Origin of the sequence: Jeotgalibacillus soli, from assembly GCF_000829435.1 — a bacterium.
GTDB classification, from domain to species: Bacteria; Bacillota; Bacilli; order Bacillales; family Jeotgalibacillaceae; genus Jeotgalibacillus; species Jeotgalibacillus soli.
This window is the reverse complement of record NZ_JXRP01000020.1, coordinates 135,395-161,085: the sequence shown is the minus strand read 5'-3', so window position 1 is coordinate 161,085 and position 25,691 is coordinate 135,395. Positions and strand designations below refer to the sequence as shown.

The 25,691-nt window shown below is 41.3% G+C and carries 26 protein-coding genes, 3 pseudogenes, 1 riboswitch and 1 other annotated feature; of the genes and pseudogenes, 18 read left to right on the top strand and 11 right to left on the bottom strand.

Annotated elements, in window-relative coordinates:
* Positions 1-53: 53 nt before the first annotated feature.
* Both KP78_RS17525 and menC read left to right on the top strand, forming a co-directional pair.
* Positions 54-1,529, top strand: coding sequence for an o-succinylbenzoate--CoA ligase (locus KP78_RS17525; RefSeq protein ID WP_422723722.1), 1,476 nt, complete (start codon positions 54-56; stop codon positions 1,527-1,529).
* Positions 1,526-2,629: an o-succinylbenzoate synthase gene (gene menC, locus KP78_RS17520; RefSeq protein WP_041090899.1), complete on the top strand. Its 1,104-nt coding sequence runs from the start codon at positions 1,526-1,528 to the stop codon at positions 2,627-2,629. Before KP78_RS17525 ends, menC begins: the two co-directional genes overlap by 4 nt.
* Before the next feature lie 77 nt (positions 2,630-2,706).
* Here menC and KP78_RS17515 read toward each other — a convergent pair whose 3' ends face one another.
* The 3 genes from KP78_RS17515 to ytzI all read right to left on the bottom strand — a co-directional run bounded on the left by KP78_RS17515 (position 2,707) and on the right by ytzI (position 4,449).
* Positions 2,707-3,918, bottom strand: coding sequence for a metal ABC transporter solute-binding protein, Zn/Mn family (locus tag KP78_RS17515; protein ID WP_235420980.1), 1,212 nt, complete (start codon positions 3,916-3,918; stop codon positions 2,707-2,709).
* 102 nt (positions 3,919-4,020) lie between these two features.
* Positions 4,021-4,260: a membrane protein insertion efficiency factor YidD gene (gene yidD / locus KP78_RS17510; protein WP_041090897.1), complete on the bottom strand. Its 240-nt coding sequence runs from the start codon at positions 4,258-4,260 to the stop codon at positions 4,021-4,023.
* Positions 4,261-4,449: a YtzI protein gene (ytzI, locus tag KP78_RS17505; protein ID WP_041090896.1), complete on the bottom strand. Its 189-nt coding sequence runs from the start codon at positions 4,447-4,449 to the stop codon at positions 4,261-4,263.
* 131 nt (positions 4,450-4,580) lie between these two features.
* Between ytzI and KP78_RS17500 the strand changes: the two genes are divergently transcribed.
* Positions 4,581-5,021, top strand: coding sequence for a Dps family protein (locus tag KP78_RS17500; protein WP_041090895.1), 441 nt, complete (start codon positions 4,581-4,583; stop codon positions 5,019-5,021).
* Between the two features lie 133 nt (positions 5,022-5,154).
* Positions 5,155-5,886, top strand: a pseudogene (locus KP78_RS19665) (transposase); the annotation flags it as partial.
* 80 nt (positions 5,887-5,966) lie between these two features.
* On the opposite strand, the gene KP78_RS17490 reads toward KP78_RS19665, so the two are convergent.
* Complete coding sequence (locus KP78_RS17490; RefSeq protein ID WP_041090894.1) at positions 5,967-6,212, bottom strand: DUF6154 family protein; 246 nt, start codon at positions 6,210-6,212, stop codon at positions 5,967-5,969.
* 161 nt (positions 6,213-6,373) lie between these two features.
* Here KP78_RS17490 and KP78_RS17485 point away from each other — a divergent pair, with 161 nt between their 5' ends.
* Entirely contained in the window at positions 6,374-6,760 is a 387-nt protein-coding gene (locus KP78_RS17485) for a hypothetical protein (protein WP_052474924.1), read from the top strand.
* A gap of 146 nt (positions 6,761-6,906) precedes the next feature.
* Here KP78_RS17485 and KP78_RS17480 read toward each other — a convergent pair whose 3' ends face one another.
* A complete protein-coding gene (locus KP78_RS17480; RefSeq protein WP_052474923.1) occupies positions 6,907-7,533 on the bottom strand; it encodes a DUF6612 family protein in 627 nt (208 codons plus the stop codon).
* A gap of 144 nt (positions 7,534-7,677) precedes the next feature.
* Between KP78_RS17480 and ytkD the strand changes: the two genes are divergently transcribed.
* From ytkD to KP78_RS17465, 3 genes are read left to right on the top strand one after another with little or no spacing between them, the layout of a single operon-like run.
* The gene (ytkD, locus tag KP78_RS17475; protein WP_041090893.1) at positions 7,678-8,160 is read left to right on the top strand and encodes an RNA deprotection pyrophosphohydrolase; all 483 of its coding nucleotides are present in this window, start codon (positions 7,678-7,680) and stop codon (positions 8,158-8,160) included.
* A complete protein-coding gene (locus tag KP78_RS17470; RefSeq protein ID WP_041090891.1) occupies positions 8,157-8,948 on the top strand; it encodes an alpha/beta hydrolase family protein in 792 nt (263 codons plus the stop codon). The genes ytkD and KP78_RS17470 overlap by 4 nt, the downstream gene beginning before the upstream one ends.
* Before the next feature lie 34 nt (positions 8,949-8,982).
* Positions 8,983-9,225 carry a DUF2584 domain-containing protein gene (locus tag KP78_RS17465; RefSeq protein ID WP_041090890.1) on the top strand — a complete coding sequence of 81 codons (243 nt, stop codon included), beginning with the start codon at positions 8,983-8,985 and terminating at the stop codon, positions 9,223-9,225.
* A gap of 95 nt (positions 9,226-9,320) precedes the next feature.
* Here the strand turns inward: KP78_RS17465 and pckA are convergent, their stop codons facing one another.
* Positions 9,321-10,913: a phosphoenolpyruvate carboxykinase (ATP) gene (gene pckA / locus KP78_RS17460; protein WP_041090888.1), complete on the bottom strand. Its 1,593-nt coding sequence runs from the start codon at positions 10,911-10,913 to the stop codon at positions 9,321-9,323.
* A gap of 186 nt (positions 10,914-11,099) precedes the next feature.
* Positions 11,100-11,240, top strand: a riboswitch (SAM riboswitch).
* Positions 11,241-11,402: 162 nt separating this feature from the next.
* Here pckA and metK point away from each other — a divergent pair.
* Positions 11,403-12,602, top strand: a complete 1,200-nt coding sequence (gene metK / locus KP78_RS17455) for a methionine adenosyltransferase (protein ID WP_041090886.1) — start codon at positions 11,403-11,405, stop codon at positions 12,600-12,602.
* 376 nt (positions 12,603-12,978) lie between these two features.
* On the opposite strand, the pseudogene KP78_RS20850 reads toward metK, so the two are convergent.
* Positions 12,979-13,648: pseudogene (locus KP78_RS20850) on the bottom strand (PstS family phosphate ABC transporter substrate-binding protein).
* 19 nt (positions 13,649-13,667) lie between these two features.
* Positions 13,668-14,141 carry a hypothetical protein gene (locus KP78_RS20840; protein WP_235420977.1) on the bottom strand — a complete coding sequence of 158 codons (474 nt, stop codon included), beginning with the start codon at positions 14,139-14,141 and terminating at the stop codon, positions 13,668-13,670.
* A gap of 171 nt (positions 14,142-14,312) precedes the next feature.
* On the opposite strand from KP78_RS20840, the gene KP78_RS17445 reads away from it, so the two are divergent.
* On the top strand, positions 14,313-16,466 hold the full coding sequence (locus KP78_RS17445) for a type IA DNA topoisomerase (RefSeq protein WP_041090884.1): 2,154 nt from the start codon (positions 14,313-14,315) through the stop codon (positions 16,464-16,466).
* 55 nt (positions 16,467-16,521) lie between these two features.
* Here the strand turns inward: KP78_RS17445 and KP78_RS17440 are convergent, their stop codons facing one another.
* Positions 16,522-17,046 (bottom strand): gamma carbonic anhydrase, encoded by a 525-nt coding sequence (locus KP78_RS17440; protein WP_041090883.1) that lies wholly within the window; start codon positions 17,044-17,046, stop codon positions 16,522-16,524.
* A gap of 152 nt (positions 17,047-17,198) precedes the next feature.
* On the opposite strand from KP78_RS17440, the gene KP78_RS17435 reads away from it, so the two are divergent.
* The 6 genes and pseudogenes from KP78_RS17435 to KP78_RS17415 all read left to right on the top strand — a co-directional run bounded on the left by KP78_RS17435 (position 17,199) and on the right by KP78_RS17415 (position 22,079).
* Entirely contained in the window at positions 17,199-18,002 is an 804-nt protein-coding gene (locus KP78_RS17435) for an alpha/beta hydrolase (protein ID WP_041090881.1), read from the top strand.
* Positions 18,003-18,544: 542 nt separating this feature from the next.
* Positions 18,545-19,429 carry an ABC transporter substrate-binding protein gene (locus tag KP78_RS17430; protein ID WP_084220143.1) on the top strand — a complete coding sequence of 295 codons (885 nt, stop codon included), beginning with the start codon at positions 18,545-18,547 and terminating at the stop codon, positions 19,427-19,429.
* 110 nt (positions 19,430-19,539) lie between these two features.
* Entirely contained in the window at positions 19,540-19,728 is a 189-nt protein-coding gene (locus tag KP78_RS19660) for an isochorismatase family protein (RefSeq protein ID WP_052474922.1), read from the top strand.
* Positions 19,686-20,312 (top strand): cysteine hydrolase family protein, encoded by a 627-nt coding sequence (locus KP78_RS19480; protein WP_106388596.1) that lies wholly within the window; start codon positions 19,686-19,688, stop codon positions 20,310-20,312. Before KP78_RS19660 ends, KP78_RS19480 begins: the two co-directional genes overlap by 43 nt.
* 409 nt (positions 20,313-20,721) lie before the next feature.
* A pseudogene (locus KP78_RS19655) lies at positions 20,722-21,032 on the top strand (DUF2600 family protein).
* A gap of 45 nt (positions 21,033-21,077) precedes the next feature.
* Positions 21,078-22,079: an LLM class flavin-dependent oxidoreductase gene (locus KP78_RS17415; RefSeq protein ID WP_041090877.1), complete on the top strand. Its 1,002-nt coding sequence runs from the start codon at positions 21,078-21,080 to the stop codon at positions 22,077-22,079.
* A gap of 42 nt (positions 22,080-22,121) precedes the next feature.
* Here KP78_RS17415 and mnmM read toward each other — a convergent pair whose 3' ends face one another.
* Both mnmM and mnmL read right to left on the bottom strand, forming a co-directional pair.
* Complete coding sequence (gene mnmM, locus KP78_RS17410; protein ID WP_041090875.1) at positions 22,122-22,694, bottom strand: tRNA 5-(aminomethyl)-2-thiouridylate-methyltransferase MnmM; 573 nt, start codon at positions 22,692-22,694, stop codon at positions 22,122-22,124.
* Positions 22,691-23,659: a tRNA modification radical SAM protein MnmL/YtqA gene (gene mnmL / locus KP78_RS17405; protein WP_041090873.1), complete on the bottom strand. Its 969-nt coding sequence runs from the start codon at positions 23,657-23,659 to the stop codon at positions 22,691-22,693. Before mnmL ends, mnmM begins: the two co-directional genes overlap by 4 nt.
* A 262-nt stretch (positions 23,660-23,921) precedes the next feature.
* Here mnmL and KP78_RS17400 point away from each other — a divergent pair, with 262 nt between their 5' ends.
* Positions 23,922-25,112 (top strand): MDR family MFS transporter, encoded by a 1,191-nt coding sequence (locus tag KP78_RS17400; RefSeq protein ID WP_041090871.1) that lies wholly within the window; start codon positions 23,922-23,924, stop codon positions 25,110-25,112.
* 68 nt (positions 25,113-25,180) lie between these two features.
* Positions 25,181-25,405, top strand: a binding site (T-box leader).
* 69 nt (positions 25,406-25,474) lie between these two features.
* Positions 25,475-25,630, top strand: a complete 156-nt coding sequence (locus KP78_RS20185; RefSeq protein ID WP_157841526.1) for a hypothetical protein — start codon at positions 25,475-25,477, stop codon at positions 25,628-25,630.
* Positions 25,631-25,691: the final 61 nt, after the last annotated feature.

Here is a 25,691-nt window from a genome sequence, read left to right as displayed (position 1 = left end):
GAGAACTCACGGGCTCTTTTTTATCAAAAATTGAGTGAGAAGGAGAAGAGATATTGAATTTCTCGGAGCATTGGCTATCAAGAAGAGCAGCACTTACACCAAATCGAATTGCCATCCATACCGCTGAAACTTCCTTGACATTTGCAGAACTATTAAAGGAAACAACTGCCATTGCAGAAAAGCTATCGAGTCTTTCTTTGGATCCCGCTAAGCCGGTAGCATTAATGATTCGAAACTCGCTTGATGGAGTTTTTCTTATTCATGCTTTGCAGCAATTAGCTATTCCAGCATTAATGGTCAACCACAGATTATCAGCGGCTGAATGGAAATTTCAGCTGCAGGACAGCCATACACAGCTGCTTATTGTAGACGATGTATTTGATGAAAAAGTGAATAGCTTAAAAAATGAGCTATCGGTCTATACAATTGGTGCGGTTGAACAGTTAAACAATACCTTCGTAAACAGTTCGTTATATGATGCGGCGGATCGTGAAGTTTGTTCCATTATGTACACATCAGGAACGACAGGTCGTCCTAAAGCTGTTGCACAAACATATGCCAATCACTTTTTCAGTGCCATGGGGTCTGCATTAAACCTTGGGATGGATGTTGAGGATACCTGGCTTTGTGCCGTTCCGCTCTTTCATATTAGCGGCTATTCGATTTTAATGAGAAGCGTTATATATGGAAACAGCATACGTTTATACGAGCAGTTTGATGAAGAAAAAATTCATGACGATATAGAATATGGCAGAGCGACAATGATTTCAGTTGTGACAACGATGCTTCTACGACTTCTTGCTGTGAGAAATGGAAAACCATATCATAAATCATTCCGATGCATGCTCCTTGGAGGAGGTCCAGCTGCTCCGCATATTATTGAAGAATGTTTTGAAGCGGGAATTCCTGTTTTTCAAACGTACGGCATGACAGAAACGGCCTCACAATTTGCCACTCTTTCACCAGAGGACAGCAGAAGGAAAATCGGTTCTGCAGGAAAACCTCTATTTACAAGTGAAATATCCATCGTTAATACGTACGGTGATCGATGTAAAGCGAATGAAGTAGGGGAAATTACCGTCAAGGGACCAAACGTGACGCCAGGTTACTTAAATCATCCTGAAGCAAATGAAACCTCATTTAAAGAAGGTTGGTTTTATACAGGAGATATCGGCTACTTAGATGACGAAGGATTTTTATTTGTACTTGATCGCAGATCTGATTTAATTATTTCTGGTGGGGAAAATATTTATCCTGCTGAAATTGAAGCGGTATTAACGAAGCATCCGGCTATTCTGGAAGCGGGGGTAGTTGGAAAAGATGATCCATCTTGGGGACAGGTCCCCGTGGCATTTATTGTATTGGAGAAGGGTTTCTCATTTAATTCAGACGATTATAACGCTTTTTGCAAGGAAAGCATGGCAGGCTATAAAGTACCGAAAGTGTTCTATGTTATTGATAAGCTGCCGCGAAACGCTTCTAATAAATTGCTTCGGCGTGAACTCAAAAAGAGAGTGATGAACGAATGAAATTTACCAAAGTAGAGCTGCATGTCATTCAAATGGCGCTAAAAGCCCCCTTTGTCACAAGCTTAGGGATTGTCAAAGAGCGAAAGGGGATCATTGTGGAGCTGCATGATGATCAGGGTCATATTGGCTACGGGGAGTCTGTAGCCTTTGAAACGCCGTGGTATACAGAGGAAACGGTTAAAACATGCTTTCATATGATTAAAGATATTCTCGCCCCGATTGTTTTAAAGCAGTCATATGAGCACCCAACTGAAGTGTTCGACTCATTCAATACGATCCGTAAAAATCCAATGGCAAAAGCGGCCGTTGATATGGCTGCCTGGGATGTCTTTGCGAAAATTCATCAACTGCCGTTGCATCAAATGATTGGCGGAACCAGATCAGATATTCTTGCAGGTGTTGTCGTTGGCGCATCTACGATTGATGAGGTATTAAAGCAAATTCAAGCCTTTAAAGCAGAAGGGTATGAACGTGTGAAAATAAAAATTGGCCCAGGGAAGGATTATGACTGGATGAAAGAGATTCGTCATTCGTTTCCTGAACTATCAATTTTGGCAGATGCGAACTCAGCTTATTCAGGAGTGGAGGATCAACTCTTGGAGATTGATGAGCTTGGTCTCCAAATGATTGAACAGCCGCTTGGACAGGATGATTTAGTGGATCATGCTCGACTGCAAAAAAAAATGGTCACACCAATTTGTCTTGATGAAAGCATTACTTCCCTCCATGCCGCTAAAAGTGCGATTGCCCTTCAAAGCGGACGTGTAATTAATATTAAAATAGGACGTGTAGGCGGACTGACAGAAGCCATTCGCATTCATGACTTGTGCCAGAAACACGGAATACAGGTATGGTGCGGGGGGATGCTGGAATTTGGAGTATCAAGGGCTCATAATGTGGCACTGGCCACCTTATCGGGTTTTTCAATTCCAGGTGATATTTCATCATCTTCACGTTACTGGCAAGAGGATATTACGACTCCTGATGTGGTCGTAGAGAGAGGGAGAATTCTACCGTTTGAAGGAGTGGGGATTGGTGTGGAAATAAACCGTAAGAGATTGGATGAGGTAAGGATTCATCATGAAGTACTAATAAAATAAACATCCTCTTATGTTACATCATCAAAAAGACTTTATAATTAAAATGCCGACCATAATTGATCGGCATTTATCCTGTTCTATTCAGCCTGTAGTGCTGTTTTTAACGTTTCAGTATTACGTTCCATAATGGAGAAGTAGTCATCCTCATTATCGATATCTTCTTGCGTTAATACGGATAAGTTATGGAGCTGAAGTGCATCAGCGCCAATTTCGTTCTGAATAACTTCTGTTATATTGGATGAAACATTTTGTTCGAAAATAACATGCTGAATGTTGTTTTCTCTTGCTTGTTCAATCAATGCTGATAATTCACGCTGAGATGGCTCGTCAGAAGTAGAAATTCCTGCGATTGCCATTTGCTCAATGCCATAACGATTTTCCCAATATCCGTAGGCAGCATGAGAGACGAACATTTGATTTATTTTTGCATGCTTGACAACTTCTTGGAATTTGTGGTCAAGCTCGTCTAGCTGTTCAACAAGTGCTTCGTAGTTTTGTGTAAAGTATTCTTCCTGCTCTGGCATTTGTTCAACTAATGAATCTTTAATGGATTTAGCTAGTGATTGAGATAGAACCGGATCAAGCCATACATGGGGATCTACATCGCCATGGTCATGTCCTTCATGTCCTTCCTCGCCACTGTGCTCTTCTTCAGTGTGCTCATCATGCGCACCTTCAGCAAGTTCCTCATCGCTGTGCTCATCATGCGCACCTTCAGCATGTTCCTCATCGCTGTGCTCATCATGCGCACCTTCAGCAAGTTCCTCATCGCTGTGCTCATCATGCGCATCTTCAGCAAGTTCCTCATCGCTGTGCTCATCATGCGCACCTTCAGCATGTTCTTCATCGCTGTGCTCATCATGCGCATCTTCAGCATGTTCTTCATCGCTGTGCTCATCATGCGCATCTTCAGCCAATTGCTCGTCAGTAATAGAATCAGCCGTTGCGACCATGACTAAGTCTTGGCTTTCTAGTACATCAGTAGCTTTTTCGACAAATCCTTCAAGGCCGAGACCAATGTAGAGGAAAAGGTCAGCTTCCGCCAGCTTAATCATATCCTGTTGTGAAGGTTCAAACGTATGTTCATCAGCTCCAGGAGGGTAAATGGTCGAAACATGAACAAATTCTCCACCAATTTTTTTTGTGAATTCCTCCAACGGGTAAACGGTTGTGTAAACGTCCAATCTGTCACCCGACGATTCCTCTGTGTCCGCCGTGTCATTTGTGCTGCAGGCAGCCAGCATCCAAGCAAAGCAGGAAATAAGCATTAAATATACCGATTTTTTCAAATAGGGTCACCTCTTCTAAAGTGTTAAACAGTAATAATTACGATTTATGATTAACATGGCATACTATACTACGCTTTTAAAAAAAGTGCAAGAAAAAAACCATCAAGAATTTTTTTTTCTCGATGGCAGTTTGTCTGGTACCATATCAACCCCGCCAGGATGAAAGGGATGACATTTCAATATTCTTTTTATTGTCAAGAAACCTCCGCGAATGGCACCATGCTTTTCGACCGCTTCCATTCCATAATGGGAGCAGGTGGGATAAAATCGACAGCTTGGCGGGGTAATCGGAGAAATGATCTTTTGATAAAAACGGATAAGTAAAAGCATGATCTGTTTCAATTAGTGCCTCCGTATCTTCCGCTCTTCGTCATCCGAGAGAGAAGAGGTGTGGGTATGCTGCTCATGATTCTTAGGCAGCGGGTCAATTGTATGTTCAAAGCTGTAGCCTTTCTTCGTCACCAATAAAGAAATAATTGTAACAGCTACAATGATCATAATCGAAAAAATGATTAGTGCAATAAAAGACATAGTAAGCGACCTCCTTACTAATATCATAACATGAAACCGGCAAAAATCCCCTTGTGTAATAGGGTTAAATGTTTAAAAATGGACAAGTGTGGTAAACATAATGTAAGCGATATCTAGGAGGATGATGACAAATGTCACAAGAGAAATTAGTTGCAAGTGTGAATAAACAAATTGCCAGTTGGACCGTTCTGTATACGAAATTACATAATTTTCACTGGTATGTAAAAGGTCATCAATTTTTTACCCTGCATGAAAAATTTGAAGAGCTTTATACAGAAGCAGCAGTCCACATTGATGAACTTGCTGAGCGTCTGCTTGCACTTGAGGGAGCCCCGGTTGCGACGCTAAGAGAATCTCTTGAGCTGTCACTTATTCAGGAAGCACGCGGAGATGAAACAGCAGATCAAATGGTACAGGAGCTTCATAATGATTTTCTTGTACTGCTGGATGATTTGAAAAATGGCATGAGCGTTGCAGAGGATAATGAAGATGAGATGACTGGAGATATGCTTCTGTCCATTCATCAAAGCATTGAAAAGCATGCGTGGATGCTGCGCTCTTTCTTAGCTTAGGTAAATAAGATAAAAAGGCCTATTTTTATAGGCCTCAGGCTGTCGAGAAACTCTCGACAGCCTTTTTTATATTGAGCTTCGTCCACTCACCGCGTTAATTTAGTGTAATAGAAGTATCTTTTAATGTCTGGTGATTCTTATGTTTCATACGCGAAAAACCACTCAAAATGAAATTGAATTCATCTCCATTGAAGACTTCGTTCCTGAGGGCCATGTGCTGCGCATCATTGATAAGCATATCGATTTCTCTTTTATCCTGGAAAAAAGTTCATCATTACTATTCAGAGAACAATGGCCGTCCTTTCTTAGATCTCCTAATCCTTTTCAAAATGATGTTCATTGGGTACTTATTTGGCATTCGCTCCGAACGACGATTAGAAAAAGAAATTCAAACCAACGTGGCTTGACGCTTGTTTCTTGGTTTACGCTTGTCCGACCCTGTTCCCCATCACTCGACCATCAGCTGGAATCGTCATCATCGATTTCAGAACACGACGATCTTCCAAGACATCTTCGATGAAATGGTTCTATTGGCTATAGGTCATGAGATGGTCGGCGGAAGAGTATTATTCACGGACTCTACCCACCTAAAAGCCAATGCGAATAAGCATCAATTTACGAAGGAAACCGTTGAAGTCGAAACAAGAGAATATGTAGAAGAACTAAATCGTGCCGTGGAGGAAGACCGGAACCAGAATGGAAAAAAGCAATGAAACAACGGGAGGCGGTGAATGAAACGAATGAAGCTTGAAAGAGTAAAACAGACCCTGAAAGTGTGTTTATGTCTCGTGATCAAAAACAGGAAATGTTTTGTTACCTCGATCATCGAACCACCGACATGAAACACAAGATCATCACCGATGCCATTGATAGTCAGGCATAAATAAAAAGCTAACAGCGTCTATGCAGCTATATGCATAATACCTGTTAGCTTTTATCATACGGCTAGTGATAGATTGTCGGATCTTCTAAAGTAATCTCTTCATGCTGCCCCATTTTTCTCTCCAGTGATTCTAATATGTACAATCTAATAAAATAGGCCAACTCATCGTCAGACATATCCTGTACCATTTCTATTAGTTCCTTACGATCAAACTGCTCAAGAATGGTAAATGCAATAATATCAAAGTCTTCCTTTGTCCCGCGAATTTTCCCTCTGTACATTTCATAAATTTCATCAATTAGCTTCATTTTTTTCAACCCCGATACAAATTAGTTATTTTGTTGATCCAAAATACAAGGGGATGCAAGATGTACTATAACTATACCCCAAACTACTTGTATTAATCATATAAAATGCTTAGGCGATGTTATAAAAAATTGGACATACTGTAGTAATAGGAGGTGGAAGTATGGATGAGAAACACACGTATTATGTTTCAGTGGCTCGAGGTGAAATATTGAGGAGTGGAACAGATTCTCCATATGAATTTCTCGTGAATGCGACGGATGATGAAATAACGAAGCTGCGCCAGCTTTTTGATGCAAACGACGAGGTAGGCTGGGATAATTTTTATCGTGCACATGTGCCTTATGTCCAGTATCATATTGATGAAGAAAATCGTGCAGGTGATTCACTTTTAATTCAAATTTACTCATTCATTCATGAAATTGGTGATGAGGCGGCAGTTAAGCATATTGAAAGTATGGGCATATTACCAAAGGAAAATGAATCAAAGGATCGCCCGCCGTATATTCCACGCGCTCATGATCAATCTGCTCAGCCGGAATCATCATAAAAGAAATAAAGGCTGCATCACCCGAATGAATACTAAAAGAGGGGAGCAGCCTTTTTATCATTTATTCTATGTTAAAGATCATTGTTGATTTTGGCATTAGGATGATTGGAGTGTAAGGCGTGAGACTCCTGCAGGAGAAGCGAGTATTAACTCCGACCAGGCATCATGTCAGCTGTTTGCTGCTGAATAAACTCATTAAACTTTTCTCCAGAAGCTTGCAGAGTTAAAATATAGGAAGTATCATCTTGTTCAAAGGTAAAATCATCTGTGAATTGTTGCAGTTGGGCAATTTGGTCATTTAGATTTCCTTGAGCGGCTGTGGCTTGGAGGACCATATCAGACATCTCTTCCGGCATTTTTACCCATTGATCAGTTGTTGGGTCACTAATGAAAATACCTTCTTCTGTTATATAGGTTTCCGTTTTCATTGAGTCAGCTGCTTCTGGTAATTCTTCGCCGGAAAAGGACCTTTCCGATACAGAATATAAGGCGATTGGATCTACTATACTATCCATCTGCGAAACCGTAGTTACGTTTGTCTCTGTATCTTCTGAAGGAAGAGATACGATTTGATCTATTGTCACCTCAGCAGATACACTTTCAATATTTTCATTCGCTTCAATGGTTTTCGCAAAAACCTCTTCGAGTGTCAGATCACTTGAACTGGCTTCTGTTTCTGCTGTATTGTCATTTTCAACCGGTGTTGCTGGTTCAGAACAGGCCGCCAGTAGAAGTGCAAAAGATGCGGTGAAGATTATCGCTGTTTTTTTCATAGAATTCCACTCCTTATTCCATTTTTATCGAGCTTAGTTGTTTTACGTATAGGAGGATGAAAATATTTTAAGAAAAGGATAAAAACGACTTTATAATGAATGATTTTCCATAAAATGCGTCATTTTTACTAGGGGGGACGCTTTGTGTATACATTTTTAGATTATTATCAGAAAAAGGTTGAGTTCTCTTTTGAAAAAGAGCCTTTTTTAGAACCGGCAAAGCACGTATGGATTGTCACCCGCTATCAAGGGAAATGGGTTTTGACTCATCACAAAAAAAGGGGACTTGAATTTCCGGGTGGTAAAGTAGAAGAGCAAGAATCCTTAGAGCAAGCAGCAAGGCGTGAGGTAAAGGAAGAGATTGGCGGGGAGGTCGATCTGCTTCATTATGTCGCACAATATAAGGTGGAGGATCAGCCGCCTATTATTAAAGCGATCTTTTTTGCGGAAGTGACTCGGCTGGTTAATCAGCCTCATTACTTTGAGACCAATGGTCCTTGTCTCGTCTCAGGTGATTTGCTTGCTGAACGCCATCGTGATACATATAGCTTCATTATGAAAGATGATGTATTGATTCATGTACTTAATTATTGGCATCAACAAATTAAAAAGGAGAAAACCAAATGATCGATGGACACATTATTCAACGGACACCTTTTCCATCTCCGCACCCGTCGGTAGAGCTTTTTTTAATTACGATGTGGTCTGGAGGTCTGAGGGTGAAGGGACTGCTTGCAGAGCCTAAAGGAAAAGAACGGCTAGATGGATTTTTGTATTTGCGCGGCGGTATTAAGGGTGTCGGAATGGTTCGTCCATCTCGTATTGCTCAATTTGCTGCTCAAGGGTTTATTGTATTTGCCCCGTATTACCGAGGGAACCGTGGAGGGGAAGGAAATGAGGATTTTGCGGGTGAGGACCGTCACGATGCTTTCTCGAGCATTGAGCTTTTAAGGAAACACTCTCGGGTCATTCCTTCAAGAATTCATGTATTTGGATTTTCGCGTGGCGGTGTGATGGCGCTGCAGGTAGCTGTGGTGTATCAGGATATTGCTTCCGTTGTAACATGGGGAGGAGTATCCGATATGGTGCTTACTTATGAGGAAAGAAAAGACCTTAGAAGGATGATGAAAAGAGTCATTGGCGGCACGCCGTCAAAGGTTCCGGATGCGTACGAATTGAGAACTCCGCTGCATGAGGCAGCTCACATTCAATGCCCTGTATTAATTATTCATGGCATAAAAGATACGAATGTTTCTGTGGAGCATGCGTATCGACTGGAAAAAAGACTGGTTGAACTGAACAAGATGCATGATAGATGGTATTTTAAAGAGTTCGATCACGTGTTTCCGCCTGCTGAAAATCGAGAAACAGTAAAAAATTTATGCGAATGGATGAAGACTCGAGTTAACAATTAATCTACTCATACATCAACTTAAAAGGAGAATGGAAATGGGGATGCCACTAGAACTAAACACAATGATCGTAACGAAGGGCAAAGAGGTTAGGCAGCAGAACAATTTTTTTCAATTAACAAAAGAGGGCTATCGTCTATATCCAATGCATGTCCCGCTTGAGGTAAAGCGTACGAAAGGTAGTGACCTCATCGGTATCGCAAAAATTCATCAGCTGGAGTGGAAGGATGACACAACATCAATCGTATATGAGCTGGTGTCTTTAGAGTCGAGTAATTAATGAATCATGAAAGTAAATGTTTCTGACAGAGGCTATTGAAAAATAATTATAAGGTTAAAAGGAGTGTCCGATGATATCTGGACACTCCTTTATTATTAAACGATCGGGCCGCCAAGTTTAACAATATTTTCATCAACATCCGTGAATTTCTTGAAGTTTTCTTTGAATTTTTCGGCAAGCTCAGTTGCTTTTTTCTCATATTCTTCTTCACTTGGCCAGGCGAAGCGAGGAACGAGAACATGATCAGGAACCCCAGGGATATGTGTAGGTGTTTCAAGTCCAAAAAGACCGTTTTGCGTTGTTTCAACGTTTGTTAGTTCTCCATGCAGAGCTGCGCGAACCATCGCACGCGTGTAGGAAAGCTTCATGCGGGAGCCTGTTCCGTATGCTCCTCCAGTCCACCCTGTGTTCACAAGGAATACTTGAACATTATGTTCTTCCATTTTACGCCCAAGCATTTCAGCGTAAACAGTTGGACGAAGAGGTAGGAATGGTGATCCAAAGCAAGTAGAAAAGGTTGTTTCAGGCTCTGTAACGCCGCGCTCCGTCCCTGCAAGCTTTGATGTATAGCCGCTAAGGAAATGGTACATGGCTTGCTCTTTTGTTAGCTTACTGATTGGAGGAAGCACCCCGAATGCATCTGCTGTTAAAAAGACGATTGTCGTAGGGTGACCTGCGACACTTGGTTCAACAATATTTGTCATTGCCTGCAGCGGGTAGGCCGCACGTGTATTTTCTGTTAAGCTAGCATTATTATAATCTGCTTCACCTGTAATAGGGTCTAGAACAACATTCTCTAGAACGGAGCCAAATCGAATAGCATCAAAAATTTGCGGTTCTTTTTCACGAGAAAGTTGGATGCATTTTGCATAGCAGCCACCCTCAATATTAAACACGCCGTTGTCAGACCAGCCGTGTTCGTCATCTCCGATCAAGCGTCGGTCCGGATCTGCAGAAAGCGTTGTCTTACCGGTCCCGGATAAACCAAAGAATAGAGCGACATCGCCTTCATATCCAACATTGGCTGAGCAGTGCATAGGCAGAATTTCTTTTTGCGGCAATAAAAAGTTCATAATTGAGAAAATGGATTTTTTCATTTCCCCTGCATATTCTGTTCCTCCAATTAAAATGGTCCGCCTTTCAAAAGAAACGATAATAAACGTCTCAGAGCGAGTACCATCAACGGAAGGATCCGCTTTAAATGATGGTGCTGAAAGAATCGTGAATGGTGCTTCCGATGAAGTCGTTTCCTTATCTTCGGCTGTTGGGCGAATGAAAAGCTGGCGAGCAAATAAGTTATGCCATGCTCTTTCATTAACAACCTGAATGGGCAATCTAGACGACGGATCTGCTCCAGCAAACCCTTCAAAAACAAATACCTCATCCAAGTTACGCAAATGATTCATTACCTTTGTATAAAGCTGGTCAAATGCTTCGACTGAGATCGGCTGATTGACGTTGCCCCAATCAATAAGATCCTTGGTAGAGGGTTCAATAACGGTGAACTTATCTTTAGGTGAACGGCCTGTATAGGCACCTGTTTCTGCCTTAACCGCACCAGTAGATGTTAGTGTACCTTCTTTACGCTCCAAAACTTTTTCCACTAAAGCTGCTACAGAAAGGTTACGATGAACGTTATTTTTTTTCATTAAGTCATTAAGATTCGCAGTCATCTGGATTGTGCTCATGGTAATTACCTCCACCCTTTATACAAAATGATTATGCATCCTTTACTTGGAATTAGTATAACACATTAAAAAGATTAGTCTATACTAATTATTATATTTCTTCTTTCTTTTAACATAAAGAATAAAATACAAAATCTCAGTTGACATCATACGACGAATTCCGTATGATAGGTTTTTGAACGGATACTCTTATCCCGAGCTGGTGGAGGGACAGGCCCTATGAAACCCAGCAACCTGCTCTACAAAAAAGCAACTAGCTTTTGCGTTTAACTTCATTGAGCGAAGGTGCTAACCTGCAGCAAGGCATAGGTCCTTGAACGATAAGAGTGAAAGGCGCGAATCAGACGAAACCTTTCCTCACACAATATAGAGGAAGGTTTATTTTTTTGTCCGTGCCCTACTTGGATTATCAATGTATAAGGTTGATTGAATAAATCTAAGGGTAATGAGTACCGTCCAACCATTCATGTACCATTAGGAGGAAACAATATGTCCACAAAACGCCGCTTATTTACGTCTGAGTCTGTAACAGAAGGACATCCAGATAAGATTTGTGATCAAATTTCTGATTCTATTTTGGATGCCATTTTAAAGGATGATCCAAATGCTCGTGTTGCATGTGAGACATCCGTGACAACTGGCCTTGTGTTAGTTGCTGGAGAAATTTCTACTTCTACTTATGTAGATATTCCAAAAATCGTTCGTGAAACGATTAAAGGAATCGGCTATACACGTGCAAAATATGGCTTTGATGCTGAAACTTGTGCAGTATTAACTTCGATTGATGAGCAGTCTGCGGACATCGCACAAGGCGTTGACCAGGCGCTAGAAGCTCGTGAAGGAAGCATGTCAGATGATGAAATCGAAGCAATTGGAGCAGGGGACCAAGGTTTAATGTTCGGATATGCTTGTAATGAAACATCTGAATTAATGCCTCTTCCAATATCTCTTGCTCATAAGCTTTCTCGTCGTCTTACAGAAGTGCGTAAAGAAGAAATCCTTCCTTACCTGCGTCCAGACGGTAAAACCCAAGTAACTGTAGAATATGATGAAAACAATAAACCAGTGCGTATTGATACAATTGTTATCTCTACTCAGCACCACCCAGAAGTTAGCTTAGAGCGCATTCAGCGCAATCTAAAAGAACACGTGATTAAGCCAGTTGTTCCAGCTGAGCTTATTGACGAAAATACAAAATACTTCATTAACCCAACAGGCCGCTTCGTAATTGGCGGACCACAAGGGGATGCTGGTTTAACAGGACGTAAGATCATTGTTGATACTTACGGAGGTTATGCTCGCCACGGAGGCGGTGCGTTCTCTGGTAAGGATGCAACAAAAGTTGACCGTTCTGGTGCTTACGCTGCACGCTACGTAGCGAAAAACATTGTTGCAGCAGGTCTTGCTGATAAATGTGAAGTACAGCTTGCATACGCAATTGGTGTGGCACAACCAGTGTCAATTTCGGTTGATACGTTTGGAACAGGTACTGTAGATGAGGATGTACTGGTTGAGCTAGTTCGCAGCAACTTCGACCTTCGTCCAGCAGGTATTATCAAAATGCTTGACCTGCGCCGTCCAATCTACAAACAAACAGCTGCTTACGGACACTTTGGCCGTAATGATCTTGACCTTCCTTGGGAACAGACAGATAAAGCTGAAACATTAAAAGAGCAAGCTGCTATCTAATCATACAAAAACATCGCCGCAACAACTTCGGCGATGTTTTTCTTTTATAGTGAAGGTGAGTAAAAAGTGATACACTTTTTTATAGTGAATAGGAGAGGGGAGAATTGGTGGGTGCATGATCATCATTGGAATCTTACTTGATCATTACTTAGTAAAATAATTTTCAATTGAAAAAGAGGGCTGGTGTTATAATTGGATCAATAAAAAGCAAAAAGTGACGGTAGGGATTATTGTTTTACTTGGTATAGGTATCTATACATACAACATGGTTACCTATCCGGATTTCATACTCACCCTTTTGAATAGTAGGAGTAAATATGACGATTCTCATCTATACTCGATAAAAATTTTTCAGGTAATTCCATACCTAAACGATTTAATTCATTGGCACATACCCTGTCTTATCCACTAGCTCCTGTCCCTGTTCTGATAAAATCCATTCTATAAATGGCTCAACATTCGGGTTATCGCTCCCGGCTGCAATCGCATAAAACTCTGCTGAAATAGGGTATTGGTCACTGCGGAACGTTTTCTTGTCCGGATAAACCCCTTCAATTTTTAGTAAGCAAATATCCCCATACTGAACCATTTCAGTCGAATAATAACGGAAAGAATAGCCAATGGCATTATTATCGTTTTTGTAGCTCGATGTTTCTTCAATAATGCCGCCTATCCCCGTAATAACATCCTCTTTTAGTGCTTCCATCAATGGAATGTCGCCCATTAAATTTTCATGAGCGGTTTGGCTTCCGCTATTTGCTGGCCGCTGAAATGCCCGGATAGTGTCATTGTTTCCTCCAACCTCATTCCAATTCTTTTTTTCCCTCTGAATAAATTCCTTGTATTTGTTCAATGGTCAGTCCTTTTACTGGATTCTTGCTGTTTACAAAAAATACAAAGTCTTCTCTTCCAATGGGTGTTAGCTCAAGCTCGATTCCCTGATGTATCGCCTGTTCCAATCGTCGTTCTGAAGGACCGGCAGTAAAAATAATATCTGCTGTTCCCTTTAATAAATTTCGATATGCTTCATCCGTTTTATTGGCCATCACTTCACTCATATAGGGGTCATACTGTTTTTCGAGGCACGTCGCCTGGGAAAAAAGCAGCATACAGTGGATAAAGTGCTGTGGCGCCATTAATAACAGGTAAGTTTTCATCTAAGGATAATGACGATTCTTCATCTAGTCTGACCGCCAGACTTTCTGCATAAAACGGCTGGTACTGATATAAATTCACTTCGTGATCATTAACTGTTGGAATACTTTGGTGATACGAATGATTTAGTTGAAATCCGAAAGCCGTAACGACACAAAGGGCAATAAAGGTAATAAAGCTGATTTTAAGTACCCTCGTTTTTAATAATTGAAACGAAAAATAGATAAAAAAGACCACTGGACCTAATGCGGTAATTATGATGATGGGTGTATAGAAGGTGAGTCCCGATAGAAGGGTAAAAATGATTCCGATAAAGCTAAAAAAAACAAGAAATGCGATTAACAAAATGGAAAAAAATACTTTGAATCCAATGTTGAATTTCATGCTTAATCCCCTCTCCATTGTTTTTTTTTCATTTTGTTATATAGTGAAGGAAGTATTTTTTTATACAGTAATATACTAATCATATAATACGATATTTCCTTAAAAATCCTTATAATAAAATATAGAAATAGATGCAGAGTATTACTACATAATGATGGAAGGGGATATTTCATGAACACCGTGATCATTGCTGAAAAACCGTCCCAGGCAAAAAGCTATGCTGATGCATTCCATAAAAAGATAAAACGCGACGGTTATTTTGAAATAGAAGATCCTCTTATAGGCGGGCAAGCGATCATAACATGGGGCTATGGGCACCTTGTCAGTCTTGAGGAGCCGGCAGCCTATAAAGCAGAATGGAAGAAGTGGAGGCTGAACGAGCTCCCGATTTTCCCTGAAACCTTTCGTTTTACAGTGCCATCAGATAAACGAAAGCAGTTTAATGTGGTTAAAACGTTATTAAAAAAGGCAGATCAGATCATAGTCGCAACGGACAGTGACCGAGAAGGGGAAAATATTGCACGCTCGATTATAAAGCACGCGGGAGCAGACAAAAAGCCGACAAAACGATTATGGATTAATTCCCTTGAGTCAGACGTCATTCGAAGCGGCTTTGAATCCCTGCGAGAGGGGAATGATTATATTCCTCTTTATAAAGAAGCACAGACTAGACAGATGAGTGACTGGTTAATCGGCATGAATCTCTCAAGACTGTATTCACTCCTGCTTCAAAAAAAGGGCGTTGATGGTCCGTTTAGTGTTGGGCGTGTGCAAACGCCAACACTATACATGATTTGGCAGCGCCAGCATGAGATCGAGCATTTTAAGCCTGAGCCTTATTTTGACCTCTATGCAAAAGTAGAATCGCCTGAAGGGTCATTTCAGGCTAAGCATGATAAACGATTTAAAACGGAGCAGGAAGCGCTTGATCGACTTAGCAAGCACAATGTTTACGTGAATGAGAGAACGGAAAGCCTCATTACAAAAGCAGAAAAGAAAAAGAAAAAAACGGCTGCTCCAAATTTGCACAGCCTGTCTTCCTTACAAACAAAGCTAAACCGTCTCTATAAATATAGTCCCTCAAGCGTATTGAAAACCGTTCAGGATCTTTATGAGAAAAAAATCATCTCGTATCCTCGTACAGACAGTCATTTCATTACTGAAAACGAGTTTCGCTATTTAAAAAATCAGCTTGATAAAATGAAGGCAAGTGCAGGTGCAAGCTTTGAAAATCAATATAATATGCCGAGGAAGAAATACGTTCAAAATGACAAAGTGCAGGAACACTACGCGCTAATTCCAACGAAAAAAATATTAACCCAGCAGCAAATAGCCGCTCTTTCACCAAAAGAAAGAAATGTATATTTAGAGGTTCTAAGAAGCGTGCTCGCCATGTTTCACGATGATTATCACTATGAAGAAACAAAAATCGAAGTCTCAATAAACGACCTGATCTTTAAAGCGAGTGGAAATGTCGAATTAAAGAGAGGCTGGAAGGAATTATTCGGACCGGAAAAGAAAGAGAAGGATACGGAACATCAGGTGCTGCCTGCCGTTTCCAAAGGTCAGCAAGTTGAGGCCAGTGCTGCGCCGAAGGAAGGGATAACAAAGCCTCCAAAGCCGTACACTGAAGGTGATATCATTAACATGATGAAAACAGCGGGAAAAGCAGTGGAAGACGAGGAATCCCAGACCATTTTAAAAGAAACAGAAGGCATCGGAACAGAGGCAACGCGTGCTGCCATTATCGAAACACTGAAAAACCAGCAATACATCGAGATTAATAAAAACATTGTTACCGTAACAGAAAAAGGCATTACGCTCTGTGCGGTTATTGAAAACACCCTGCTCAGCAGTCCGGAAATGACGGCAAAATGGGAGCTGTATTTGAAGAAAATCGGGAAGCAGCAAGGAGATCAGCAGAAATTCCTAAGCAGTATTGAGAAATTTATTCATCATTTGATACAACAAGCGCCAGTAAAAATTGACTCAACACCTCTCACGCCATCTCCTGCTGGCGGCAGAAGCAGGACTGGTGAACAGGTGGCAAAGTGCCCTTCCTGTAAAGAAGGAATCATTAAGGATAGAGGGAAATTTTACGGCTGCTCAGAATATGCCAAAGGCTGTAAACAAACCTTCCCGAAAACCCTATTAAGCAAAAAACTTTCTCCTGCTCAAATCAAAGGACTTTGTGAAAAAGGGAGAACGAATATGATTAAAGGATTTAAGAGTAAAAAAGGAAAAAAATTTAGTGCGGCTCTTTTATTGAAAGATGGTAAGATTGAAATGGAGTTCCCGCATACAAAAACAGTTGGCAGTAAATAGTAGAAAGAGACAATCGAACCGAATACGATTGTCTCTTTCGTATGTTTCTATAAAACTATTTGTTATATTTCTCTTCTGCTTCCTTGTAATCCACAGCCTTCTCCGCATACTCTCTGTTAATCCGCTTCATATTGGCAATATCATCCTGATTCAATTCACGGATGACTTTCGCCGGGCGGCCAAAGGCCAATGTATTTGGAGGGATTTTTTTGCCTTGAGAGACAAGGCTTCCTGCTCCAATAAATGCACCTTCTCCAATTTCAGCACCATCCAAAATAATGGAACCCATGCCGATCAGCGCTTTTTTTCTGACTGTGCAGCTATGTAATATGACCTGATGCCCCACCGATACCTCATCTTCTAAAATTAACGGTGTATTCGGGCTTTGGTGAAGAATAGAATGATCTTGGATATTTACCTTTTTGCCAATGATCGTGGGAGAGATATCGCCGCGGATGGTGGTGCCGAACCATACGCTTGATCCCGCGCCGATTGTGACGTCTCCTGTAACGGTTGCGGTAGAAGCGATGTAAGCGCTTTCATCAATTTTAGGAATGTGATTTTTATAAGGTAGAATCATGCTATTACTCCTCTGTTTAGTTAGATTTGTGATATAGTTTATTTTAACATATCACTTGCTTGCATGGAGGATTCGGTGGTCTATAAAAAGACCTGGATAAAACGAATCATCAGCATGTAGGATCATCTAGGCAGGAAGGTGAGGGAACTTCAATGTGGAAATGGGAAACAGATGGTGACGCCCATGGCGTGATCGTCATGATTCATGGTGAACTTGAGCATCATGCACGATATGGGTGGCTGATTGAAATGTGGCGTTCCAAAGGGTACCACGTAATTATGGGCGATTTACCCGGTCAAGGAATGGCAAAGCGCATGGAAAGAGGTCATATTGAATCATTTAATCAATATTTAGCAGAGGTTAAAAGGTGGATTGAGGCTGCTTACCAATTCAGCTTGCCTGTTTTTATATTAGGGCATGGAATGGGCGGCTTAATTGCTGTCCGTATGCTGCAGCAAATTAAGTGGGAATTGGCAGGATTAATTCTATCATCTCCAACCTTTGCCCTAAAACATACACCTTCAAAGATTAGCCATGTGCTATCATCCGGATTAAATAAAGTAACACCAGAGCATCGCTTTACATTTGGCTTTCCAATTGAGAAAGCAACACGGAATTTGGAAATCATCGAGATGGACCGGGAAGATTCTCTTTATGTATCGAAGGTTTCTGTACGCTGGTATCGAGAGCTTCAAACAGCGATGAAACAAGTATCGCTTGAAAATAAACATTTCCCGGACATACCTATACTAGTTATGCAGGCTGGGAAGGATTTACTGGTTGATCCAATTGCGGCTAAAAAATGGTTTCTTAGTCTTGATTTGACGGAGATGCATTATAAGGAATGGACGAACTGTTATCACGAGCTTTTTAACGAGCCGGAGAAAGAAGAAATTTTTCAATATACAGAGTCATTTACTCGGAATTGCTTGCGTAATATTGGGTATGATGTGTAAAAAATCATATATTTTTTACATTAAGGTTATTTAAAGGTGATTTTCGATTTGTAAAAGTAAAGTAGAGGAGTTTGGTATGAGTCATTAAGGATTTTAATTTAAGGCTGTGTAAATGTGTCTGTTGATTGCAGAACGCAGGCGCTCGCTTTTCGTGGGGCGGGCGGTGAGCCACCTCGGTGCAGACGCAGCTGCTTGAGTCTCACCTGCCCCGCTTCACCCATAGGGTTCTTTCGCTCTCCGCTACAAGCAACGCTGGGCAAAAATCAACAATGGACTTTAACATAGCTTAATTTAAATAGAGGCTGTCCTCATAAATCGACTTTAGGTCGACTTATGAGGACAGCCCTTTCTGTATTTATATTTTCTTTTCTCCGAAACTCATTAGCTCATTATTTTCAAATCCTTTAAGAAAGAGTTGCGCAGGCTGCGATAAATATCTTTCTTTCAGCCAAATAACAATAGATTCAGTTTGAAAATGAGAATCTGTAAAGGCGATCATTTTCAATTTATTACTTTGAAAACGATTTACAACTGCAGAACCTGTGCACTCTATTGGGTATCTTCCTCTTTATGCAGCGATTCATAAAGGCTATTTTGAAGAAGAAGGGTTGGAGGTTGAGATTATTTCAGCTACTGGCGGGGCTCACGTAACATCAGTTGTAAGTGGAGATGTCTTGGGGAATATTGGTGGTCCAGAATCCAATGCGATGGCAAATGTTGATAGTCCGGATCCTATTCAATCGATCGTAAATGTTGTCAACCGAGCAAATGTATATTTAATGGCCGATAGTGATTTAGAGGTACCTGAATCTACAGATAAAGAAGAACTTGCCGAGTTTTTTGATGGAAAAACTATTGCAGCTGGACGCCATGGCGGCAGTTTAAATTTATTAACAAGATGGCTTTTAATAGATGTAGGATTAGATCCAGATAAAGATGTAATGTTTGAAGAACCTGCAGATCCCGCAGCAGTTACTTCATTAGTTGAAATAGACAAAACTCAAATTGCCAATGGAGCAGAGCCGCAAATTAAAGAAGGCATGGATAAAGGAATATGGGATGAGCCGTTTTATAGCTTTACAGACTTAGGGGATTATCCATACTCAGTGGTTAGCATTAAAAAATCTAGTATCGAAGAAGACCCTGAAACTGTACAAGCTTTTGTCAATGCAGTCATCAAAGGATTAAATTCGATTAATGAGGATCCTGCACTTGCGATGGAAATCGTAGAAAAGGAATTCCCAACCGCGAATGAAAAAAGCATGCAAGCAGCGTTAGATCGTGCATACGAAGATGAACTATGGAGTAAGGATAGTTTTATTTCTGAAGAATCGGTAGCGAAAACAATGGAGGTTGTGGAGAAAACGGGTATTTTTACGAAGGGATACGAGTATGGAGAGTTAGTTGATATGCAATTTGTTGAATAGCTAAAAATGCTGTTTCTATCATAAATTTGATGACGATATTTAGTGGATATTTGCTTATAAACTTATTGATTCTTTAACTATCAAATCATGATAAGAGAGGAAGATGTTTGATGTCATTTATAAATAAGATTGATCCAGCTAGTACAGCATTAATTGTGGTTGATGTACAGAATGATTTTTGTTCTGAAGAAGGGGCGCTGGGGATACAAGGTGCAGATGTAGGGATGGTTAAAACAATGATGCCTAATCTAACCGAATTGATTTCAGAAGCAAGGGATCACAAGTACCGGTTATCCTGATCCAAACTATCCACGAAAAAGCGACGGATTCTGCGGCTTGGGCAGGTCGTGGGAATTTACGAAAAACAGAGCATAACGGGGTATACAGAAAAGATACATGGGGAAGTGATTTCTATGAAATTATTCCTCAAGAAGATATCATCGTTATCAAGCATCGATATAGTGCGTTTATTAACACCAGACTCGATTCTGTTTTGCGAACTCTGAGTGTAAAAACATTGATTATGACAGGTATTGCCACAAATGTATGTGTAGAGTCAACGGCTCGTGACGGCTTTATGCTTGATTATAATATTGTATTTCTTTCAGACTGTACAGCTTCTTATTCACGACCGGCACATGATATGAAATTGGAAAATATAATTGGAACGGCTTTAGGGATAACGTTTATGAGCTTGTGGGTAAGCGGGTCAATTACAGACTGGATACTGTCTAAGGAAAAAGAACAAATGCACTTGGTGATATTAGGGTTTAATAGTTTTTTCTTGCTCCTTGCTTTTGCCACAATATTAATGGTTATCCGACTTATATGGGTTTGGCATAAATTTAAACAAACGAGTGTTGCTCATATTGGAGGTTCGTAGGATGCGGACTTGGTTGTATAAACCAATAAAGTAATTAATCATTCTTGCTCTTTTCATTAAAAACCTTTCTGTGCCGTAAATTGATTATATTAAATGTTTGTTCGATGCTGATTGGGAAGAGGATTGAATAAAATAATCCCCTATGTATTCTATATTTATTCTGGTTGTTATGTGGAGAGACTACATTCATTTGTAGATAATGGTTAGTGTCAAGCAGGTTACAGAAACAACATTCGATCTTTATAACTGAACAAGTACTAGTGAAACTTAGCAAGGAACAGGAGGATGGAGGGTATCTTGCGTCTCTTGTTGTATCCTGTTAGCAAACGCTCAAAGGTCTTCAAAATTATCCTTACATTAAAAATGAGCTGATTGAGCTTGCCGATATTGTTGTCGTCTGCAATTTCATATGCATGTTCATGAAAAAGAGCGGGTTGAACGCCTGAAGCAGTGGTTTGAGACTCATAAGGCCACTTTCCCTCAAATAGCATGGTATCAAGTCTCGGCATGTACGGGATCAACACTTGGTATTTTTTGTCTTGTGTCCTACACCTTTCGTCCTGATTTTGATTCATCCTTTTCGGCTGTGATCCAAATGGCTATTTTCTTTATATTCAAGGCTTACATATTTTGCTGGATTATTTAATCGACCAGGAGGAGGATTTAGCGAATGATGTAAACCCATCCGCTTGCATGCAAGCGGATTTTTCGACTTTTTAGAGGAATTCTATAATAATAAGTGTGTGTAATAAAGGAGGAAACATTATGGCATTGACCTTGAGTATATTAGATCAATCGGCAATTTCAGAGGGAACCAGTGCGGAGGAAGCTCTTCGTCAAACCGTCAAGCTTGCGCAGCGGGCGGATCAGCTTGGCTTTCACCGTTTTTGGGTATCGGAGCATCATGATGCTACAACATTGGCAGGCTCTTCGCCTGAAGTGCTTATTTCGCATTTAGCCTCGAAAACAGAGCGGATTCGTGTTGGTTCTGGCGGCGTGATGCTGCCTCATTATAGCTCTTACAAGGTTGCGGAAAATTTTAAGCTTTTGGAAGGACTGACTCCGAAAAGAATCGACCTAGGAATTGGCAGGGCACCTGGCGGGATGCCGCGCGCTTCATTGGCGCTTCGTGAAGGGAAGTTTCGTGATTTAAATCGCTACCCCGAGCAGGTGGATGAACTGCTTTACTATTTACATGACAGGCTGCCTGAGGATCATCCATATGAAGGACTAAAGGCAACTCCCGTCACAAAAACGGTGCCGGATGTTTGGATGCTTGGCTCTAGTCCATCATCAGCAGCTTTAGCCGCTGAAAAAGGGCTGCCATATACCTTTGCACTCTTTATTAATGGTGAAGTCGGTTCAGAATATATGAAGCAGTACCTAGATCAGTTTAAGCCTTCTGATTATTACAGTGAACCGAAAAATAATCTAGCTGTGTTTACGATTTGCGGAGAAACAATGGAGGATGCAGAGAGAATTGCTTCAAGTCTTGATCTTTCCATGATCATGATGGAGCAAGGAATGCCTTCAAATGGAACGCCGAGTCCGGAAAAGGCTGCAGCATATCCATACAGCAAATATGAGTGGGCGAGAGTATTGGAAAATCGGAAACGCATGATTGTCGGAGATGTCGATCATGTAGAAGCCGAACTGCATCGTCTTAGCGAGGAATATCAAACGGAAGAAATCATTCTGACAGCCATTACATATGACTTTCAGGATAAAATAAAATCAATTGAGCGGATTGCCGAGCGCATGCTATAAAAAGAAGCTAGTCCCGAATCGTTGGGCTAGCTTCTTTTTGCATTATCTTTTCTCAATCGCCACAATAAAAGGCGGATGATTTTGCTGGTTCATAAATTGATAGCGGAGCACATGTGCTTCTTGCTGATCAATTTTTTGGACAAAACGAAGTAAATATTCTCTTTCGACCGCGCCTTCCGGGTGGCCGTGGTAGATTACAAGAATAATCATGCCTCCAGGAGCCATTAAATCAAGAAGCTGTTCAATGGCCGCAATGGTTGTGCGAGGGCGCGTTACAATAGTATGATCACCGCCAGGCAAATAGCCGAGATTAAAAACGGCGCCAGTAATCGAGCCGTGATGGACGGGCGGAATAACCTGCGACAGCGTTTCGTGCCCTTGCTTGAACAAGGTGACCTGGCTGCGCATGTTATGCTCTTCAAGCTTTAAGGTTGTCTCATCAATCGCTTCCTGCTGAATATCGAAGCCGTATACTCTGCCGTGTTCGCCAACAAGCTGTGCCAAAAATAAGGTATCGTTTCCGTTTCCAATGGTGGCATCTACAACTACATCGCCTTTAGAAACAGAACGTTCAAGAAGGCTGCGAGCATAGGGCAATATGCGGTCTAGTTTCATGGATTCGTTGTCACCTCTTTACGGTTGTATAGCTTTCCTTGATAGGATTCACGGCGAATCAGCTCGCGGTCGATATCTGTCAGCACTTCCCACTTATTCACGCTCCACATCGGTCCTACCATTAAATTGATCGGACCATCCCCTGTAATGCGGTGAATAATCATTTCTTGCGGAAGGATTTCAAGCTGGTCGCAAACGAGCTTCACATAATCGTCCTGGGATAAAAATTCGAGCATGCCTTTTTCATATTGCTTAACCATCGGTGTTCCTTTAAGTAAATGGAGCAAATGGATTTTTATCCCCTGAACGTCCAGGGCTGCAACGGCTTTCGCTGTCTCCATCATCATGCCGTAATCTTCCTTTGGAAGGCCGTTTATGATGTGGGAGCAAACACGAATACCGCGTTCGCGAAGCTTTTGAACTCCCTCTTTATAGCACTCAAAATCATGTGCCCGATTGATCATCGTCGCGGTAGACTCATGAACGGTTTGAAGACCAAGCTCCACCCATAGATATGTACGTTCGTTCAGTTCTGCTAAGTAGTCCACCACATCATTCGGTAAACAATCCGGACGGGTCGCAATCGATAAACCGACCACATCATCTAGCTTGAGTACGGCTTCATATTTTTCACGCAGGACTTCAACGGGAGCATGCGTGTTCGTAAATGCCTGAAAATACGCCATATATTTGCCATCTTTCCATTTTCGGTGCATTCGTTCCTTAATATCATTAAATTGTTTTTCAAGCGGATCAACACGATTTCCCGAAAAATCACCGGAGCCGGCAGCGCTGCAAAACGTACAGCCGCCGTGTGCAACTGTCCCGTCGCGATTCGGACAGTCAAAACCTCCGTCTAGTGCTACTTTAAACACTTTATGGCCAAAATGATTTCGTAAATGATAATTCCATGTATGGTATCGCTTGTTATCCATTGCAAATGGAAATGGGTTTGATTGAGTCAAGGATTCAATCCTCCTTGTATAAAGTGAACGGTATACCAGTGTTTTTTTGAGGTTAGAATAATGATAAAAAACATGGCTCGCTTCTATAGCGCATTCTATCATGAATAGTCGCTCCATTCCAATGACCTTCATTCCTATAGTTGAAAAATAAGCATATAAATCCCCTTCCCTTGAACGATCAGCAAGAAAAGACTAAAATAGTTTTGTGCTTGAAATAGAAACTGATCGAAATAGGAAGTTTATGAGGAAGGAAGCTGTAAATATGCCACGTTCGTTGTGGGTTCTTGTAATTGGAATGATGATTAATGTCACGGCTTCTTCATTTTTGTGGCCGTTAAATACAATTTATATTCACGAGCATCTCGGGAAATCTTTATCTGTGGCAGGGCTTGTCTTGATGGCCAATGCGGGAGCGAGTGTCGTTGGAAATTTATTAGGGGGAACGCTGTTTGATCGTCTGGGTGGTTATCGATCCATTATGCTCGGGATTGTGATTTCTCTTTCAGCGCTGATCGGACTTAATTTCTGGCATGGATGGCCGCATTATGTCATCTTTTTGATTATCATTGGCTTTGGTTCGGGAATTGTTTTCCCATCAATGTATGCGATGGCTGGATCTGTATGGCCCGAAGGAGGACGTAAAGCCTTCAATGCCGTTTATTTGGCGCAAAACCTTGGAGTAGCTGTTGGAGCTGCATTAGGTGGAGTTGTGGCTGCGGTGTCATTTGACTATATCTTTTTAGCCAATATGCTCATGTATGCTTTATTCTTTTTGCTGGCACTCATCACGTATCGGGGGATTTCTATTCAACCGAATATACAGACAAGCGTACTGCAGGAAAGCAAGCAGATTAAAAATAAATCTGCCTTTGTGTCACTGCTCATTTTGTGTATCGGTTATATGCTTTGTTGGGTAGGATATGTTCAATGGATGTCGACGATTTCAGCTTACACCCAGCAAATTAATATCACTCTTAATCAGTACAGCTTGCTGTGGACGATTAATGGTGCATTAATTGTGCTTGGTCAACCGTTAATCAAGCCGATTGTAAAGCGTTTTGAGAACAATTTAAAAAAACAGATGCTGATTGGTCTCGTCATCTTTATGGGATCCTTTGCTGTCGCTGCCTATGCAGGGTCTTTTCAGGGGTTTTTAGCCGCAATGATTATTTTAACCATTGGTGAAATGCTCATTTGGCCGGTTGTTCCGACGATTGCCGATCAATTAGCGCCTAAAGGAAGAGAAGGGTTCTATCAAGGTGTTGTGAATAGTACGGGTACAGCAGGAAGGATGATTGGCCCGGTTATGGGCGGGGTCCTTGTAGACTATTATGGTATGAGTGTACTATTTATATTTATCATTGCATTGCTTGTCATAGGAATGGTTACAACGGTATTTTATGATTATCTTACAAAAAGGGCAGCAGACAAGGCACCTGGACAAATAACGTGAACCAATCAAAATATAGAAAAGGCTTGCAACTGCGCCAGCCTTTGTCTAAAATATTAATTACTTCTATAAAGATGACGTTGAAGAGGAATAGTAGAGATGACCTTTCGAGTAGTAGAGAGCTAACGGGTGGTGAAAGTTAGCCGAAATCATCATGAACTCGCCTCTGAGTCGACAATGCGAAAAAACAAGTAGTATTGTCCGTTTTCCGCGATAAGGATGATAACTTTTTTGAGTGCGTGTACACGAATTTGGGTGGTACCGCGGGAGATAATCAATCATCTCTCGTCCCATTATAGGGGCGAGGGATTTTTTTATTTGAAAAGTGCAGGCGGCTTGCTCAGACCCGACAAGCATAAGACGTGATGCACGTGTTGGTGCTCTTTGCCAATAAGGGTATGGCGGCTTATGACCTCGAGGGTCTAGCCGCTGGAGCTGGACAAAGAAAAGAAGCGCAGGCGGCTTGCTCAGACCTGACAAGCATAAGACGCGATGCACGTGTTGGTGCTCTTTGCCAATAAGGGTATGGTGGCTTATGACCTCGAGGGTCTAGCCGCTGGAGCTGGACAAAGAAAAGAAGCG

Coding starts and splice junctions, on each gene's coding strand:
- menC (WP_041090899.1), top strand. CDS start 1,526: ATGAAATTTACCAAAGTAGAGCTGCATGTCATTCAAATGGCGCTAAAA.
- ytzI (WP_041090896.1), bottom strand. CDS start 4,449: ATGTCTTTTATTGCACTAATCATTTTTTCGATTATGATCATTGTAGCT.
- KP78_RS17500 (WP_041090895.1), top strand. CDS start 4,581: ATGTCACAAGAGAAATTAGTTGCAAGTGTGAATAAACAAATTGCCAGT.
- KP78_RS17490 (WP_041090894.1), bottom strand. CDS start 6,212: ATGAAGCTAATTGATGAAATTTATGAAATGTACAGAGGGAAAATTCGC.
- KP78_RS17485 (WP_052474924.1), top strand. CDS start 6,374: ATGGATGAGAAACACACGTATTATGTTTCAGTGGCTCGAGGTGAAATA.
- KP78_RS17480 (WP_052474923.1), bottom strand. CDS start 7,533: ATGAAAAAAACAGCGATAATCTTCACCGCATCTTTTGCACTTCTACTG.
- KP78_RS17470 (WP_041090891.1), top strand. CDS start 8,157: ATGATCGATGGACACATTATTCAACGGACACCTTTTCCATCTCCGCAC.
- KP78_RS17465 (WP_041090890.1), top strand. CDS start 8,983: ATGGGGATGCCACTAGAACTAAACACAATGATCGTAACGAAGGGCAAA.
- pckA (WP_041090888.1), bottom strand. CDS start 10,913: ATGAGCACAATCCAGATGACTGCGAATCTTAATGACTTAATGAAAAAA.
- metK (WP_041090886.1), top strand. CDS start 11,403: ATGTCCACAAAACGCCGCTTATTTACGTCTGAGTCTGTAACAGAAGGA.
- KP78_RS20840 (WP_235420977.1), bottom strand. CDS start 14,141: ATGAAATTCAACATTGGATTCAAAGTATTTTTTTCCATTTTGTTAATC.
- KP78_RS17445 (WP_041090884.1), top strand. CDS start 14,313: ATGAACACCGTGATCATTGCTGAAAAACCGTCCCAGGCAAAAAGCTAT.
- KP78_RS17440 (WP_041090883.1), bottom strand. CDS start 17,046: ATGATTCTACCTTATAAAAATCACATTCCTAAAATTGATGAAAGCGCT.
- KP78_RS17435 (WP_041090881.1), top strand. CDS start 17,199: ATGTGGAAATGGGAAACAGATGGTGACGCCCATGGCGTGATCGTCATG.
- KP78_RS19660 (WP_052474922.1), top strand. CDS start 19,540: ATGTCATTTATAAATAAGATTGATCCAGCTAGTACAGCATTAATTGTG.
- KP78_RS17415 (WP_041090877.1), top strand. CDS start 21,078: ATGGCATTGACCTTGAGTATATTAGATCAATCGGCAATTTCAGAGGGA.
- mnmM (WP_041090875.1), bottom strand. CDS start 22,694: ATGAAACTAGACCGCATATTGCCCTATGCTCGCAGCCTTCTTGAACGT.
- KP78_RS17400 (WP_041090871.1), top strand. CDS start 23,922: ATGCCACGTTCGTTGTGGGTTCTTGTAATTGGAATGATGATTAATGTC.
- KP78_RS20185 (WP_157841526.1), top strand. CDS start 25,475: ATGCACGTGTTGGTGCTCTTTGCCAATAAGGGTATGGCGGCTTATGAC.